This window comes from Micromonospora sp. NPDC005163, from assembly GCF_053599835.1.
In genome coordinates, this window is sequence record NZ_JBSFYP010000036.1 from 38,045 (window position 1) to 52,790 (window position 14,746).

The following is a 14,746-nucleotide window of genomic DNA, read 5'->3' on the forward strand; positions in this document are numbered from 1 at the left end:
GCGCGGTTCGAACAGACTCCGACCGAGCGTGCCCCGCCGCCTCACAGCGTCGGGGCGGGACCGGTCGAGTCGCGGACGACCAGCAGGTGCCCGGTGGAGCGCCGCCGGGGACGCGTCGAGCGGGGCTTGAGCGCCAGGCTGAGCGCGGTACGACCCATCTCGGTCATCGGCAGCCGGATGGTGGTGAGGCTGGGCGCGAGGTCGGCCGCCACGGAGACGTCGTCGAAGCCGACGACCGACATCCGCCCGGGGACCGGGACGCGGCGGGACCGCAGCGCCGACAGCACCCCCATCGCCATCGCGTCGTTGAGCGCGATGATCGCGGTCGTCTCCGGGTGTTCGTTCAGGATCTGCTCGGTGACCGCCCGCCCGCCGCCCCGGGTGAAGTCGCCGTGCACGACGGCGAGGTCGGCCGGGGTCAGCCCGCGCTGCCGCAGTGCCGACGAGACGCCGGCGAGCCGGTCGGCGACCGTGGTGAGACCGGCGCTGCCCGCGGCGACCGTGATCCGCCCGTGGCCGAGATCTATCAGGTGGTGGGCGAGCGCGTTGCCGCCGGCCTCGTTGTCGGGCAGGACGGCGTCGACGCCGAGCGCGTGCCGCCCGATCGCGGCCACCCGGCCGCCGTGGTCCTGGAACGCCGCCAGCTCGGCCCTGGCCTCGGCCTCCACCCGGGGGTCGTCGTACCCCGAACCGCTGATCAGGATGATGCCGACCCGCTGGGCGATGAGGTGGCGGAGTTGTTGCAGCTCGTAGTCGGGGTCCCGGCCGGACTGACAGATCTGCACCAGCAGCCCCTGCTCGGCGGCGAGCTGGATGACCCCGCCGGCGATCTCGGAGAAGTAGGGGTCGTCGACCTGGTGGACGATCAGGCCCACGGTGGAGCTGGCGCCGCCGGCGAGCGTGCGGGCGTACGGGTTGGCGACGTACCCCAGCTCGCGGGCGACCCGACGGACCCGGTCGGCCACCTCGGCGCTGACGCCGTCGCGGCCGGCGAGGGCCCGGGAGGCGGTCGCCAGCGAGACGTCGGCGCGATCGGCCACGTCGACGAGGCGCGGCCGCTGGCCAGCCCTGGGCATCCGCGACTCCCCGGAAACATCCATGTCACCCGATCTATTGCCAGTGACGCTGATCGAAGCCTAGGGTACGTAAGCGCTTACGTAAGCGCTTACGTACCCGGCACCGGCGTGCCGTGAAATGAGGTGAACCGATGTCCAGGGCCAGACGAGCGGCCGTCGCCACCGTCTCCCTCCTGGCGATCGGCGCGCTCACCGGAGCGGGGGCGCCCCCGGCGCAGGCGGACCGGCATCGCCCGTCCGACGTCCACCCCGCCCTGCGAGCGCACCTGGTCGCCGCCTACGACTTCGACCACCCGGTGCCGGGCGACGCCGCGCTGGAGCGCGACCAGGGCCGCTCCGGCACCGAGATCGAGCTGGTCAACGGCGGCGCCGCCATGCGGGTACGGGACCACGCCTACCGGGGCAGCGGCAACGCGGTGCGGACCCGGCAGGTCGACCCGGCGGTGGCCGGCAACGACGACTGGAAGGCCGGCACCTGGTCAGCCAGCGGGGTGCGCACCCTCCGCGCCTTCAGCGCGACCGCGGGCACCACCGTGATGGGCTGGTTCAAGCTGGAGATGGACAACCCCCTGCCCAACTCCACCACCGCCGACCCGAACGACCGGTACAACGCCATCGGCCTGGCCGGGGTGCTGACCGGCGACTCCGACGGCCACGGCGTCCGGGCCCTGCTCGAGCTGATCGACGTCGACGGTGAGCTGCGCCTCGTCGCGCTCGGCCGGCGCCTCGACGGCGGCAACTCGCAGACGTTCGCGGCGAGCCAGGACTGGCGTGACCTGCTGCCGGCGGGGGAGTGGGTGCACCTCGCCGCCACCTTCGACTTCGGCACCGGCGCCCTTGCCCTCTACCGCAACGGCGAACCGGTCAGCGGCTTCTACACCCGCACCGACGACCCGTGGCTCGTGTCCGGGCCGGGCCCGCACGTGACCACCGCGTCCGACCCCCGGGGCATCAAGATCGGCGGAAGCTTCCCCCAGGACACGGTGGAGCGGAACCCGTGTGACTGCCGCATGGACGGCCTGATGTTCCTCGACAGCGTGGTCTCCGCGAGCGATGTGCGGAGGCAGTACCGCCACCTGGCCCGCTGACCACCCTCGGCACCGTCCCACCGAGAAGGAGACACGCGTGCTCATCCTCCACGACAGCGCCCACGGTATCCGCAGGTCCGTGTTGACGGCCGGCCTCACCGCCGTGGTGCTGATCCTGTCCACCGTGCTCGCGACGCCCGCCCGGGCCGCGGCCGACGCGGTGTACGACCCGGTCCCCGAGATGCCGATCCAGTCCCGGCTCGGGCTGGTCCTCAGCGAGTACGCCAGCTTCCCGCAGTCGCAGCCGAACCCGGCACCGACCGATCAGCGGCTCATGCGTACCGCCCGGATCAACACCATCATGGAGGTGCCCGACGGCTCCGGCCGGCGCGCGGTGCCCGACCTGAACGGCAGCCTCTACCTGGTCGAAGATGGCGTGCCGCACGTCTACCTCGACGTGGCGGCGACCTTCGCGCCGCAGTTCTTCTCCGGCCGCGGCCTGGGCCAGGGCTTCGGGTACGTCGCCTTCCACCCCGAGTTCGGCGCCAACGGCCGGTTCTACACCATCCACACCGAGCAGGCGTCGGCGACGACCACCACGCCGGACTACGCCCAGGCCGGCACGATCTACCACGGTGTCATCACCGAGTGGACGGCGACCGACCCGAGCGCCGACACGTTCGCCGGCACCCGCCGGGAGGTCCTGCGCATCGGGTTCGGCGGCCAGGTGCACGGCATCCAGGAAATCAACTTCAATCCCACCGCGAAGCGCCACGATCCCGACTACGGCCTGCTGTACCTGGCGGTCGGCGACGGCGGTCTGGGCGTGCGCAACACCGACCCGCAGAACCTGGGCATGCCGCACGGCAAGCTGCTGCGGATCGACCCCCGGGGCACCAACGCCGCCAACGGGCGCTACGGCATCCCACCCAGGAACCCGTTCGTCGGCCGCGCCGGCGCGCTCGGCGAGATCTACGCCCTGGGCTTCCGCGACCCGCACCGCTTCAGCTGGGACCGCGCGACCGGCCGCATGTACCTCGGGCACATCGGTGAACACGCCATCGAGGCGATCTACGAGGTCCGCGCCGGCGACAACTTCGGCTGGAGCGAGCGCGAAGGATCCTTCGTCTTCGACAAGGCGGCCACCAATCCCTGCGACCGGCTCTTCCCGCTGCCCGCCGACGACGACCGGTACGGATACACGTACCCCGTCGCCGCGTACGACCACGACCCCGCCGCGGACTGGAACTGCACCGCGGACGTCGGCGTCGCGGTGGCCGGCGGGTTCGTCTACCGGGGACGCGCGGTGCCGGCGCTGCGCGGCAAGTACGTGTTCGGTGACCTGGTCGACGGTCGGGTGCTCTACACCGAGGCGAACGAGATGCGCCGCGGGCGGGGCCTGGCCCCGATCCACCAGCTCGCCCTCTTCGACGCCGAGGGAACCCCGGTCCGTATGCGGGACCTCTCTGGGCCCGGCGCGCCCGGCGATCCCAACCGCGTCGACCTGCGCTTCGGCACCGACGCCGCCGGTGAGCTCTACGTGCTCGCCAAGGCCAACGGGAAGATCTGGAAGGTCACCGGCACCCGGGTCTTCGCCAGCGGAGACGTCGGGAACACCACCCTGCGGCGCACCGCGGGAGCATCGAACTGGGCGCCGGTCACCCCGGCCAAGTGGCAGTTCACCCACGACCAGGTCATCCTCGCCGAGGCCGGGGTCAGCCGGCCGGGCCCGCGCCGGCCGTTCGAGTACGCCGTCCTGACCGCCGGACCGGCCTGGTCGTCGGTCGAGGTCGAGGCGCGGGTACGGCTCGACACGCCGGTGGAGGTCACCAACCGGGACGTGATCATCGTCTTCGGCTGGCGCTCGGACACGGAGTTCTACTACGCCCACCTCTCCACCGACAACACGATCTACCCGCACAACGGCATCTTCAAGGTCGACAACGCCGACCGGGAACGCATCGACCACCAGTGGAACGGCCGGTCGCGCGGCGCCAACCCGGCGATCACCGACGCCGACTGGCACCGCGTACGGGTCGTGCACCTGCCGGCGACCGGCGAGATCGCGGTCTACGTCGACGGGCGACGGGACCCGCTGATGACCGCGAAGGACAGCACGTTCGGCTCCGGGCGGGTGGGCTTCGGCTCGTTCGACAACGTGGGCCGACTGCGCAACCTGACCGTCACCGGCACGCCGGCCTGAGCACCGGTGGGGCCGGCGGCACGATCACCGCCGTCCCCACTGGCTGCCGGATGCGCGAATCGCCCGCCGGCCGGGAACGCAGAGCCGGCCCGGAGGGGGTCATCCGGTTCGTAGAATCCGTGCCATGCCGCAGATCGTCGAGTTGCTGGCCTCGCCCGTGCACCGCTTCCTGGGCCGGCCCGCCGACGGCCCGGTTCCGGCCCCGCCCGGTGAGCTGGTCGACGTGGTGCGTATCCGGGCCGGTCTCGGCATCGTCGGCGACCGGTACTTCGGCCAGCCCGCACACCGCGACGCCAGCGTGACGGTGATCGCCCAGGAGTCACTGCCAGCCGGCATCGGGTTGGCGGAGGTCCGCCGCAACGTCCTCACCACCGGCATCGCGGTGGACGAGCTGATCGGCAAGGTGCTGGTGCTGGACTCCGGCGACGGCCCGGTCAGCCTGCGGGTGAACCGGGCCGCCCGCCCCTGCGCCTGGATGGACGTCACGGTCGGCCCGGGTACGTGGAAGGCGCTGCGCACCACCGGAGGCATCCGCTGCACCCCGCTCAACGACGGCGTGCTGCGCGTCGGCCCGGTCGACGCCACCGTGAGTTGACGAAACGGGCTCGACGGCGCGCCGCGAAACAGGCATGGTGTGCACCGGATGTCGACCGGCCGGAGCCGCCGACCCGACGCTCGGGGGAGGCGGCGATGGAGCACGCGCTGACGGATCAACTGGTCGACGACCGGACGATCCTGCAGGTGGTCGTCGGCTCCCGCGCGTTCGGCCTGTCCGGCGCCGCCTCGGACACCGACCGACGCGGGGTGTACGCCCTGCCCGCCTCGGCGTTCTGGGGTCTACGCAAGCCAGCGTGGCACCACGACGGCCCGCTGCCGGAGCAGATGCGCTGGGAGGTGGAGCGGGTCTGCGTGCTCGGGCTGGCGGCGAACCCCACCGTCCTGGAGGTGCTGCACTCCCCGCTGGTCGAGACGTGCACCCCGGTGGGCGAGGAACTGCGGGCGCTCGCGCCGGCGTTCCTGTCCCGGCGGGTGGCGGACACCTACCTGCGCTACGCCACCGCACAGTTCGGCAAGGCCGAGCGCGGCATCGCCCGCTCCGGCACCCCGACCTGGCGGCACGTGATGCATCTGATCCGGCTGCTGGCCGCCGGCGGTCACCTGGTCCGCACCGGGCGGTTGGTGCTGGACGTCGGCGCCGACCGGGACCGACTGCTGGCGGTGAAGGCCGGTGAGGTGCCCTGGGAGGACATCGTCGCCTGGCGGGACCGGCTGGTCGCCCGGTTGACGGCGGACCTGGCCACCAGTCCGCTGCCCGACCGGCCCGACGAGGCGCGGGTCGAGCAGTGGCTGATCTCGGTCCGCGACCGCTCCGTGCGGTGCCCGTCGTGACCGCGTGGGAGGGCGCTGGCCTGCCGGCCGGCGTCGACCTGGCGGGCATCGTCGCCGAGCAGCCGCACCCGCTGGTCTTCGCCACCGTCTCCGGCGCCCACCTGTACGGGTTCCCGTCCACCGACTCCGACGTCGACCTGCGCGGCGCGCACCTGCTGCCCGTCGAGCAGGTGATCGGGCTGGCGGAGCCGGCGGAGACCCGCACGGTCATGACCGACCGCGACGGGGTGGAGCTGGACCTGGTCACGCACGACCTGCGCAAGTTCGTACGGCTGATGCTGCGTCGGAACGGCTACGTGCTCGAACAGTTGCTGTCACCCCTGGTGGTGCACACCACGGCGGTGCACGCGGCGCTGATCGAGCTGGCGCCGCTCACGGTGACCCGGCACCACGGTCATCACTACCGTGGCTTCGCCGCGGGCCAGCGGCGGCTGTTCGATGCCACCGGTGAACTCAAGCCGCTGCTGTACACCTTCCGGTCGCTGCTCACCGGCGTTCACCTGCTGCGTACCGGCCGGATGCAGGCGAACCTGCCGGCCCTGCTCGACACCGAACCCGCGCCGGCCTACCTGCCCGACCTGATCGCCGCGAAGCGGGCCGCCGAGCACGGCGTACTGGACGACCTCGTCCCGGGCGCGACCCTCGACCGCGACCTGGCCGAGTTGGCCGCCCGGCTCGACCAGGCACAGCACGACAGTAGGCTGCCCGAACAGCCCGCCGGGTCGGTTGAGCTCAACGACCTCGTGGTCGCGGCCCGACTGCCGTCCACGCGGGACGGTGTTCGAACGCCGGCTGGGCGTGGTGAAGTCGTGGTACCCGTCCGTTAGGCTCGGCCCGTTCGGCCTTGGGGAGGGCAGATGGCGGCGGATCCGGTCAGTGGCGATTTCACCCGCATGTTGGACGCGACGATGCAGGCGTTGGGGGCGGTCAGCGCACCGGCCGCCGGCGCCGACGGGGAGCCGGCCGAGCCGCCGGCCGGCGAGGCCGCGGACGGTCAGGTCCGCGCCGAGCTGGGCCCGGACGGGCGGTTGCGGTCGCTCTGGGTGGAGCCCCGGCTGATGCGGCTCGGTTCGGAGGAGCTGACCGAGCACATCACCACGGCCGTCAACGCGGCGATCGACGCCATGCGGGGCGCCACGACCCCGCCGCAGGCCGGTGACCTGTCGCAGCTGCGGGAGCAGTTGGCGGAGGTCCGGGACACCGCGGTGCCGCGGCTCGGGTCGTTCCTGGCGGCACTGACCGAGGCGCAGGACCGGCTGGCCCGAGGTGGCCCGCGATGAGCGGCAACGGGTTCGAGGTGGAGCCGCAGACGCTGCGCGACGCCGGCACGACGGTCTCCGACCTCGCGGGCCGCTTCCTCGACGAGTTGGACGGCTTCGAGGCGCAGATGGCCGGTCACGGCCAGCCCTGGGGCGCCGACGACATTGGCTCGCTGATCGGGGTGGCCTACACCGAGGTCGCCGCGTACGTCTTCGACTGCCTCGGGCTCGCGGTGGAGGAGATCGGTTCGGCCGGTGGCGACCTGAGCTCCATGGCCGACGCGTACGACCGGGTCGACGAGGACGGCGCGGGCACGATGCGCTCGCTGGCCGGCGGGCTGGGGTAGCGCGATGGGTCTGCAGCTGCCTGGTGAGCTGGTCACCGCGCTCGGCTGGATCGGCTACACCTGGCCGGAGGGCGACGAGGAGAAGCTCTTCGAGATGGGCCAGGCCTGGATCGAGTTCGCCGGTCGGATCGGCGCCACGGCCGGCGAGGCGGACGCCGGCGCGGCCCAGGTGTGGTCGCAGAACGTCGGCCCGGCGGTGCAGGCGTTCCAGGGCTGGTGGACCGGTGAGCAGCACGGTCCGCTGGTGCTCCGGGACGGCGCCCAGGCGGCCGTCATCCTCGGCGCCGGCCTGATCGTCTGTGCGGTGATCGTCCTGGCGTTGAAGATCCAGCTGATCGTGCAGCTGGCCATCCTCGCGTTTCAGGTGGCGCAGGCGATCGTGACCGCGGTGGCCACTTTCGGCGCCTCGCTGGCCGAGATCCCGATCTTCCAGATGATCACCCGGGAGATCGTGGGTCTGCTGATCGACCAGGTCATCGGGCAGCTGCTCGATGCCTAGCAAGCCGAGGAAGGCGCGCGGCGTCGCCGCGAAGCCGGCGGCCGGCAAGATCGTCCGCAAGGCGGTCGAGAAGCTGGAGAAGCCCATCGTCCGGGTCACCGGGCCGGATCACAGCCTGCCGACGAAGGTGATCCGGGTCCAGCGCAAGGACTTCCACGCGACCTCGCAGTTCCGGCGCAAGATGGCGGCGCTGAAGAAGCTCAGCGACGAGGGCAAGCTCTACAAGGCCACCAACCCCGTCGAGCGGGACAAGAGCCTCACCGACGGCTACAAGGAGCGGATCCGCCAGAAGATCTGGGACAAGTACTGGCCGCACGACAAGGATCTGGCCAACCGGCTCAGCCAACGCCTCAGCAGCTACCACCCGGACCACGTATGGGAACTCCAGCTCGGCGGCCCGGACACCGTCGACAACCTCAAGTTGCTGCATGGTAGAACCAACACGGACATCGGTTCGCAGATCTGGGGGCAGATCCAGACCTTGCCGGACGGGACCCCGATCCGAATAGAGGTGGTGGATTGACCCCCGAGCTGCACCAGCTCATCGAGGAGCTGCGGGCCGACCTGGCCGAGGACCAGCCGGCGAGCCTGGGGTATGCCCAGTTCGGCGACGGCGCGGCCACCGACGCCGTGCCGGCGGACCTCCCGGCCGACCTGCGGGATCTCCTGCTGGTGGCCGACGGGCTGCGCGCCGGCCGGATCGAGCTGGCGTCCACGTCCACCCTCACCGGCATCCAGTACCACCTGGACTACGCGCCGGACTTCTCCGCCATCCCGGAGGACCGGGCGGGCTGGCTGGTGATCGGCACCCGCAGCGACGAGCCGATCTTCATGGACCGGGGCACCGGCGCCATCTGGTACTTCCCGCCGACCGGCACCGAGTGGTTCATGGCGGACGCCTTCGAGGAGCTCGCCCCCGACCTGGATTCCTTCGTGCACTACTACCTGCTCGGCCCGGGCTACGCCGACCTGACCCCCGCCGACGACCAGTGGCACGCCTTCCTCGACCAGCAGGGCCTGCTCGACGACGAGGACGACGACGAGCCGGACGACGACGCCGACGCGAGGGACGGGCGGTGACCGTCACCCGCGAGGAGTTGGTCGCGCTGTGGGGCGAGCGGGGCGTCATCTACTTCCCGGACCAGCGCTTCGAGGCGATCCTCGGCCCGTTGGGGCCGGAGGTGTTCCCGCCGTACGGCGCCCTGCCGGTCGAGGTGCCCATCCTGTTCACGGTCGACGTGTCGGCGCCCGACGTGGAGCTCTTCTCCACCCTGCGCATCGAGGTGGGCGACGAGGCGCCGCGCGCGTACATCGTGCTGGGCAGTTCGCCCGAGGACCCGATGCTGCTGTTCTGCCTGGACGCGGCGACCGGCGAGGTGCTGCTGCTGGATCTCCAGACGCCGAACCTGGAGACGGTCAACAGCAGCTTCGCCGCGTTCGTGGAGTTCCTGTACCGGCTGGGCCAGCTCATCGCCACCGACCCGGGCGGGCGGGAGCGGGCGGCCCGCGCCGCACGGATTCGCGCCGGCCTGCGGGAGGTCGACCCGACGGCGTTCGCCGAGCCGGAGTCCTGGTGGACCCTGGCGTTCGACGAGCTGGAGTCCACCACCTGAGCTGGTCGCGCCAGCGGTCACCCGGCCTGCGGGTCAGACCGGGCTGATGTGCGCGGCGAGCACCCGCCAACCGTGCGCGTCGTCATGGATCCAGGTACGGGTGTACCGCAGGCGAGCCGCGAACGGCGTGCCGTCGAACACTCCAGCCACCCGGCCGAGGAAGAACGTCACGCCGGTCGTCCCGGCGACGAGCAGCTCCAGCTCCTCCTCGACGAGTTCCTCGATGACCGAGGTCCGGTCCCGGTGCGCGGTCAGGTCGTCCCGTTTGGTGTGCCTGCCGCCCTCCGGGCCGATGGCGATCAGCTCGTCGACGAGCAACTGGTCGAGGGCCGCCACGTCGCCGGCCCGCTGCGCCGCCTGCAGGGTGCGCTCGGCATCGAGCAGTTCCGCCTCGCGTTCGCTGTCCGGCATGGTGCCGTCCTCCTGATCGGGGTTCACCCGGCGCCACCGTCCACCGGGGCTGTCCGCATTGTGGCAGCCGGCGCGGTCCGAACGGGTGCGGATCGGCCGGCGGCGGGTCGCGTCCGGCGGCGGACGCGCGTCGCATGAACGCGGTGGCTGTGGGCCGCGGGGCGGCCGGTGGCTAGGCTGCTGGCATGGCGGACCAGGGCGGGCGTGCCACGCACGCCGCCGGGGCGGCGCGGCCGGTCGAGGAGGTCGTGCGGGAGATCCTGGCGGTCGTTCCGGCCGGCTGCACGTGGCTGCTGCCGGTGCCGGACGACGGTCGGGCGGTCGCGGACTTCCGGATCGCGGCCACCAGCGGCGACGGCCACGACATCTACGGCCGGGGGACCGACCGGGTGGGCGCGCGGCTCACCGAGCTGTACCCCAGCATGGTCGACGGTCCGCTCTGGCGGCTGTACCTCGACGTGCTGGCCACCGGGGCGCCCGGCCGGCTGGCCGACTTCCGGTACGTGGAGAAGCGCAGCGGCGTCGTCGCCGACTCGCTGTTCGACGTGCACGTGCACCGGGTGTTGGGCGGCCTGCTGGTGACCTGGCAACGGCTCGACGAGGACCTGCGTCGACTGGAGCGCACCGAGTTGCTGGGCAGCCTCGGCTGGGCGGAGTACGACCTGGCGAGCGGGGTCAGCCAGTGGTCACCCGGGATGTACCGGATCTTCGAGCGTGACCCGGCGCTGGGCCCGCTGTCGCGAGCCGAGCAGTCGGCCGCCCTGCTGCCGGACGACCACATGCTGCGCGAGGCGGCCTGGCAGACGCTGGACAGTGGAGCCTCCTCGGACGTGACGGTCCGGTTCCGGGCGGCGGGCTTGGTGAAGTACCTACGGATTCTGTCCGACGTTTCGCGGGACGCGGACGGCACACCGTTGAAGATCCACGCCGTGGTGCAGGACGTGACGGCCAGGGTGGACTCGCGGACCGCCATCGAGCAGCTCAGCGACCAGTTGCGCACCCGGGAGATGACGGCGCTGGCCGAGCACCGGCTGGCCGGTCAGTTGCAGAACCTGATCCAGCCGGTGCCCCGCGAGCCGTTTCCGCTGGCCGGCCTGGAGGCGATGGTCAACTACCTGCCGGCGGAGAGCGCGGTGCGGGTGGGCGGTGACTGGTACCACGCGTAGACCCTGCCGGACGGGTCGGTCGTGCTCGCGGTCGGTGACGTGGCGGGCCACGGCCTCAGCGCCGCCAGCGGGATGGCCCATCTGCGCTTCGCGCTGGTGGCCTGGCTGTCGATCGGCATCCGGGACTCGGCGGTGCTGCTCGGGCACCTCAACCGACTCTGCGGTCAGCTCGCGATCACCGGGACCGCGGTGGTCGCGGTCTACGACCCGGTGACTCGGTTGCTCTGCTGGGGACGCGCCGGGCACCTGGCGCCACTGCTGTCCCGCGACGGCGGGACCGGCCCGCTGGACCGGCCGCCGGGCCTGCTGCTCGGCGCCGCCGACGACTCGGTGTACCCGGTGCTCACCCCGCGACTGCGTCCGGGCGACCTGGTGCTGTTCTACACCGACGGGCTGGTGGAGCGGCGCGCGCCCGAGGAGGACCGGCTGGAACAGGTGCGGTCGGTGCTCTCGGCGCTCTCCGCCGAGCCGGGGGAGCAGACCCTCGGCCGTCTGCGCGACCTGCTGCACCAGCCCAGCCCGGACGACGACACCTGCGCGCTGGCCGTACGCGTGCTGCCCTGAGCCGCCCGGCTCACAGGCCCAGCCGGAGCCGCACCACCGTTCCCTCCGGCTCGGTCAGCACGGCGACCTCGTCGCAGACCTGCTCGACGATCGCCCGCCCCCGCCCCCGTACCGCGTCGGCCGGCGGCATGTCCCGGCCGAACGCGCGCACCGGCGGCCCCTGGTCGATGACGTCGCAGAACAACTGGTCCGCCTCGGCCCACACCCGGACCCGGCCGCCGCCGGTGGTGTGCTGCAACGTGTTGGTGGCGAGCTCACTGACGGCCAACATCAGCAGCTCCACCCGGTGCGGGGGCAGGCCCCGGGCCAGGGCCGCGGTGCAGACGAACGCGCGCAGCGCTCGCAGGTCGGTCGCCACCTGGTACGCCATCGTGTCCGGGGCGCGGGTGGACACCGACTGCTCGGCCACGATCCGGGTCTCCCTCCGGCCGGCCGCCATCAGCCCGCCAGCCGCGGGTCGTCGGCGGGCGGTTGCAGCAGGGTGCCGACGCCGGTGATGTCCAGCACGGCGGCGACCGGCCCGCTGGCGTTGACGGCGTACAACCGCCGACCGGCGGCGCGGGCGGTCTGGTGGGCGGTCACCAGACCGTGCAGGCCGCTGGGGTCGAGGAAGCGCAACCCGCCCACGTCGACCACGACCACGGGCGCGCCGCGGACCGCCGCGGACAGCACGGTGGTCAGCTCCTCCCGGGTGGCCAGGTCGCACTCGCCGGACAGCGTGACGACGATCTGGCCGGGCGCCGTGGACGTCCGGGCCTCGAAGTGCGCCATCGGGCAGCAGCACCTTCCTCGTCGTGACAGCCGTTGTCGGCACATCATGTCACCCACCAGCCTGCCGGCCGTGTCCTCCGTTCGGCGGCGATCGGGGGCGTGCCGTCAGCTTGTCGACGATCCGACCCATCCGCCGGCTCGACCGCACCGAATCACCGGTACGAGCACCACCGCGGTCACCTACCTGAGGAGTTCGAATGAACCGGCGTCTGTTCGTCACCATCGGCGCGATCGCCATCCTGACCCTCGCCGCCGGCTGCGGCGACAGCGACACCGACAGCACCGCCAGCGGCGGGACCGCTGCCAGCGCCTCGGCCGACGCACCGATGCCGTCGGCTACTTCGTCGATGATGACCGCGCAGTTCGGGCCGGGCTGCGCCGTGGTGCCGACCGATCCCGCCGACGCGGGCAGCTGCCAGGCCATGGCGAAGGTGCCGGTGGCCGCCGCCGCCTCCGGTAACCCGCTGCTGTCCACCCTGGTCTCCGCCGTGCAGAAGGCGAATCTGGTGGACTCGCTCAACGGTGCGCAGGGGGTGACGGTGTTCGCGCCGACCAACGACGCGTTCGCCAAGATCCCCAAGGCGGACCTCGGCAAGGTCCTCGCCGACGACGCCATGCTGAAGAAGGTCCTCACCCACCACGTGGTGCCGACCCACCTCTCCCCGGACACCCTGGCCGGCACGCACAAGACCCTCCAGGGCGACGAGATCACGGTGACCGGCAGCGGTAACTCGTTCACGGTCGACGGCGCCTCGATGGTGGTCTGCGGCAACGTCTCCACCGCCAACGCCACCGTCTACATCGTGGACACCGTGCTGATGCCGAAGAGCTGAACCGTGCCGACCACGACCACGCCTCGGCCGGTGGACCCCCGGCCGGGGCGGCCCCCCGTCCCGCGCCCCAACCGCACCGGCGCCCTCGTCGGCCTGCTCACCGCCGCCGTCACGCTGGGCGTCGCCCACCTCGCCGCCGCGCTCACCGACCCGGTGGGAGATCCGGTCCTCGCCGTCGGCGCCACCGCCATCGACCTGGCACCCCAGCCGGTCAAGGCGTTCGCCATCCGCACCTTCGGCACCGCCGACAAGATCGTCCTACTCGGTGGTGTGCTCGCCGTCCTGGTGCTGGTCGCGGTCGTGCTCGGCATCGCCGCGATCCGCCGGACCGGAGCCGGTCTGACCGGCCTCGTCGGGCTGGGCGCTGTCCTCGTCGCCGCCGTACTCGCCCGCCCCGCCGCGACCGTGGCGGACGCCGTCCCCGCCCTCGTCGGCGTCGCCGCCGGCGCGGGTGCCCTGCTCGCGCTGCTGCGCGACGCCCGACCCGGGCCAGCCGTCGCCTCCGGACGGCCCCACTTACTCAACCGCCGGCAGTTCCTCACCACCGCCGCCGCCGCCACCCTCACCGCCGTGGCGGCGACCACCGGCGGGCAGGCCGTCGGCGGGCGCCGGGCCGCCGGCACACGGTCCCGGTCGGCGGTACGCATCCCGCCCCCGGCCACCCCGGCCCCGCCACTGCCACCCGATGTCGCGGTTGAGGGCGGTCCGGCGTTCGTTACCGCCAACCGCGACTTCTACCGGGTGGACACCGCGCTCACCGTCCCGCAGATCGACGTCGACACCTGGCGGCTGCGGCTCGCCGGCGCGGTCGAGCGGCCCCGCACCTGGAGCTTCGCCGACCTGCTCGCCCGCGACCTGGTCGAGCGCGACATCACCCTCAACTGCGTGTCCAACGAGGTCGGCGGCCCGTACGTGGGCACCGCCCGGTGGACGGGAGTGCCGCTCGCCCCGCTGCTGCGCGAGGCCGGCCTGCGGCCTGGGCAGGACCAGCTGCTCAGCCGCTCGGTCGACGGCATGACGATCGGCACCCCGCTGACCGCGATCCTCGACGGCCGCGACGCCATGCTGGTCGTCGCCATGAACAGTGAGCCCCTGCCGGTGGAGCACGGCTTCCCGGTCCGGATGCTCGTGCCCGGCCTGTACGGCTACGTCGGCGCCTGCAAGTGGCTCACCGAGCTGCGGGTGACCACGTTCGACGAGGTCGACCCGTATTGGGTGCGGCGCGGGTGGGCCGCCGACGCGCCGGTGAAGACGGCCTCGCGCATCGACACCCCGAAGCCGTTCGCGCGTCGCCCGGCCGGCCCGCTGATGATCGCCGGTGTCGCCTGGGCGCAGCGGCGCGGCATCAGCGCGGTCGAGGTCCAGGTCGACGACGGCCGCTGGCAGCCGGCCCGGCTCGGCGCGGGCCCGTCGGCGGACCTGTGGCGGCAGTGGACCTACCGGTGGGACGCCCGACCGGGCAGCCACACCGTCCGGGTCCGCGCCGTCGACGGCATCGGGGCGATGCAGACCGAGGCCCGCGCCACGCCCTTTCCGGACGGGGCCACCGGCTGGCACAGCGTCACCGTCACGGTCACCTGAGCCGTC

General features: G+C 72.7%; 19 protein-coding genes. 15 read left to right on the plus strand and 4 right to left on the minus strand.

Features of this window, described 5'->3' with window-relative positions:
- Window positions 1-41: 41 nt before the first annotated feature.
- Window positions 42-1,076 (minus strand): LacI family DNA-binding transcriptional regulator, encoded by a 1,035-nt coding sequence (locus ACWD6N_RS23385; protein WP_387322235.1) that lies wholly within the window; start codon window positions 1,074-1,076, stop codon window positions 42-44.
- Between the two features lie 131 nt (window positions 1,077-1,207).
- Here ACWD6N_RS23385 and ACWD6N_RS23390 point away from each other — a divergent pair, with 131 nt between their 5' ends.
- From ACWD6N_RS23390 to ACWD6N_RS23440, 11 genes are all read left to right on the plus strand, one after another.
- Window positions 1,208-2,164, plus strand: a complete 957-nt coding sequence (locus ACWD6N_RS23390; protein ID WP_354962446.1) for a LamG-like jellyroll fold domain-containing protein — start codon at window positions 1,208-1,210, stop codon at window positions 2,162-2,164.
- Window positions 2,165-2,201: 37 nt separating this feature from the next.
- Window positions 2,202-4,307: a PQQ-dependent sugar dehydrogenase gene (locus tag ACWD6N_RS23395; RefSeq protein WP_449937496.1), complete on the plus strand. Its 2,106-nt coding sequence runs from the start codon at window positions 2,202-2,204 to the stop codon at window positions 4,305-4,307.
- Between the two features lie 124 nt (window positions 4,308-4,431).
- Window positions 4,432-4,902, plus strand: a complete 471-nt coding sequence (locus ACWD6N_RS23400; RefSeq protein ID WP_354962444.1) for a molybdenum cofactor biosysynthesis protein — start codon at window positions 4,432-4,434, stop codon at window positions 4,900-4,902.
- Window positions 4,903-4,997: 95 nt separating this feature from the next.
- Complete coding sequence (locus tag ACWD6N_RS23405) at window positions 4,998-5,696, plus strand: nucleotidyltransferase domain-containing protein (RefSeq protein ID WP_354962443.1); 699 nt, start codon at window positions 4,998-5,000, stop codon at window positions 5,694-5,696.
- A 20-nt stretch (window positions 5,697-5,716) separates the two neighbouring features.
- Entirely contained in the window at window positions 5,717-6,523 is an 807-nt protein-coding gene (locus ACWD6N_RS23410; protein WP_354962591.1) for a nucleotidyltransferase domain-containing protein, read from the plus strand.
- A gap of 30 nt (window positions 6,524-6,553) precedes the next feature.
- Window positions 6,554-6,976 (plus strand): YbaB/EbfC family nucleoid-associated protein, encoded by a 423-nt coding sequence (locus ACWD6N_RS23415; RefSeq protein WP_354962442.1) that lies wholly within the window; start codon window positions 6,554-6,556, stop codon window positions 6,974-6,976.
- Window positions 6,973-7,302: a hypothetical protein gene (locus ACWD6N_RS23420; RefSeq protein ID WP_354962441.1), complete on the plus strand. Its 330-nt coding sequence runs from the start codon at window positions 6,973-6,975 to the stop codon at window positions 7,300-7,302. The genes ACWD6N_RS23415 and ACWD6N_RS23420 overlap by 4 nt, the downstream gene beginning before the upstream one ends.
- A gap of 4 nt (window positions 7,303-7,306) precedes the next feature.
- On the plus strand, window positions 7,307-7,801 hold the full coding sequence (locus tag ACWD6N_RS23425; RefSeq protein ID WP_354962440.1) for a WXG100-like domain-containing protein: 495 nt from the start codon (window positions 7,307-7,309) through the stop codon (window positions 7,799-7,801).
- Window positions 7,794-8,324 carry an endonuclease gene (locus tag ACWD6N_RS23430; protein ID WP_354962439.1) on the plus strand — a complete coding sequence of 177 codons (531 nt, stop codon included), beginning with the start codon at window positions 7,794-7,796 and terminating at the stop codon, window positions 8,322-8,324. Before ACWD6N_RS23425 ends, ACWD6N_RS23430 begins: the two co-directional genes overlap by 8 nt.
- Window positions 8,321-8,881 (plus strand): SUKH-4 family immunity protein, encoded by a 561-nt coding sequence (locus tag ACWD6N_RS23435; RefSeq protein WP_354962438.1) that lies wholly within the window; start codon window positions 8,321-8,323, stop codon window positions 8,879-8,881. Before ACWD6N_RS23430 ends, ACWD6N_RS23435 begins: the two co-directional genes overlap by 4 nt.
- Window positions 8,878-9,414: an SUKH-4 family immunity protein gene (locus ACWD6N_RS23440; protein WP_354962437.1), complete on the plus strand. Its 537-nt coding sequence runs from the start codon at window positions 8,878-8,880 to the stop codon at window positions 9,412-9,414. Before ACWD6N_RS23435 ends, ACWD6N_RS23440 begins: the two co-directional genes overlap by 4 nt.
- 33 nt (window positions 9,415-9,447) lie before the next feature.
- On the opposite strand, the gene ACWD6N_RS23445 is transcribed toward ACWD6N_RS23440, so the two are convergent.
- Window positions 9,448-9,852 carry a nuclear transport factor 2 family protein gene (locus ACWD6N_RS23445; RefSeq protein ID WP_354962436.1) on the minus strand — a complete coding sequence of 135 codons (405 nt, stop codon included), beginning with the start codon at window positions 9,850-9,852 and terminating at the stop codon, window positions 9,448-9,450.
- 158 nt (window positions 9,853-10,010) lie between these two features.
- On the opposite strand from ACWD6N_RS23445, the gene ACWD6N_RS23450 reads away from it, so the two are divergent.
- Both ACWD6N_RS23450 and ACWD6N_RS23455 read left to right on the plus strand, forming a co-directional pair.
- On the plus strand, window positions 10,011-10,991 hold the full coding sequence (locus ACWD6N_RS23450; RefSeq protein ID WP_387322241.1) for a hypothetical protein: 981 nt from the start codon (window positions 10,011-10,013) through the stop codon (window positions 10,989-10,991).
- Between the two features lie 3 nt (window positions 10,992-10,994).
- Window positions 10,995-11,555 (plus strand): PP2C family protein-serine/threonine phosphatase, encoded by a 561-nt coding sequence (locus tag ACWD6N_RS23455; RefSeq protein WP_387322803.1) that lies wholly within the window; start codon window positions 10,995-10,997, stop codon window positions 11,553-11,555.
- 10 nt (window positions 11,556-11,565) lie between these two features.
- On the opposite strand, the gene ACWD6N_RS23460 is transcribed toward ACWD6N_RS23455, so the two are convergent.
- Together ACWD6N_RS23460 and ACWD6N_RS23465 are read right to left on the minus strand one after the other, a co-directional pair.
- On the minus strand, window positions 11,566-11,964 hold the full coding sequence (locus tag ACWD6N_RS23460) for an ATP-binding protein (protein WP_354962433.1): 399 nt from the start codon (window positions 11,962-11,964) through the stop codon (window positions 11,566-11,568).
- A 29-nt stretch (window positions 11,965-11,993) separates the two neighbouring features.
- Window positions 11,994-12,326, minus strand: coding sequence for an STAS domain-containing protein (locus ACWD6N_RS23465; protein ID WP_354962432.1), 333 nt, complete (start codon window positions 12,324-12,326; stop codon window positions 11,994-11,996).
- 197 nt (window positions 12,327-12,523) lie between these two features.
- Here ACWD6N_RS23465 and ACWD6N_RS23470 point away from each other — a divergent pair, with 197 nt between their 5' ends.
- A complete protein-coding gene (locus ACWD6N_RS23470) occupies window positions 12,524-13,159 on the plus strand; it encodes a fasciclin domain-containing protein (protein WP_387322243.1) in 636 nt (211 codons plus the stop codon).
- A 3-nt stretch (window positions 13,160-13,162) separates the two neighbouring features.
- Window positions 13,163-14,740: a molybdopterin-dependent oxidoreductase gene (locus tag ACWD6N_RS23475; RefSeq protein ID WP_449937486.1), complete on the plus strand. Its 1,578-nt coding sequence runs from the start codon at window positions 13,163-13,165 to the stop codon at window positions 14,738-14,740.
- Window positions 14,741-14,746 lie beyond the last annotated feature (6 nt).

Bases quoted from the DNA above. Each gene is read 5' to 3' on its own strand.
- ACWD6N_RS23385 (WP_387322235.1), bottom strand. From the start codon at position 1,076: ATGCCCAGGGCTGGCCAGCGGCCGCGCCTCGTCGACGTGGCCGATCGC.
- ACWD6N_RS23390 (WP_354962446.1), top strand. From the start codon at position 1,208: ATGTCCAGGGCCAGACGAGCGGCCGTCGCCACCGTCTCCCTCCTGGCG.
- ACWD6N_RS23400 (WP_354962444.1), top strand. From the start codon at position 4,432: ATGCCGCAGATCGTCGAGTTGCTGGCCTCGCCCGTGCACCGCTTCCTG.
- ACWD6N_RS23405 (WP_354962443.1), top strand. From the start codon at position 4,998: ATGGAGCACGCGCTGACGGATCAACTGGTCGACGACCGGACGATCCTG.
- ACWD6N_RS23415 (WP_354962442.1), top strand. From the start codon at position 6,554: ATGGCGGCGGATCCGGTCAGTGGCGATTTCACCCGCATGTTGGACGCG.
- ACWD6N_RS23420 (WP_354962441.1), top strand. From the start codon at position 6,973: ATGAGCGGCAACGGGTTCGAGGTGGAGCCGCAGACGCTGCGCGACGCC.
- ACWD6N_RS23425 (WP_354962440.1), top strand. From the start codon at position 7,307: ATGGGTCTGCAGCTGCCTGGTGAGCTGGTCACCGCGCTCGGCTGGATC.
- ACWD6N_RS23430 (WP_354962439.1), top strand. From the start codon at position 7,794: ATGCCTAGCAAGCCGAGGAAGGCGCGCGGCGTCGCCGCGAAGCCGGCG.
- ACWD6N_RS23450 (WP_387322241.1), top strand. From the start codon at position 10,011: ATGGCGGACCAGGGCGGGCGTGCCACGCACGCCGCCGGGGCGGCGCGG.
- ACWD6N_RS23465 (WP_354962432.1), bottom strand. From the start codon at position 12,326: ATGGCGCACTTCGAGGCCCGGACGTCCACGGCGCCCGGCCAGATCGTC.
- ACWD6N_RS23470 (WP_387322243.1), top strand. From the start codon at position 12,524: ATGAACCGGCGTCTGTTCGTCACCATCGGCGCGATCGCCATCCTGACC.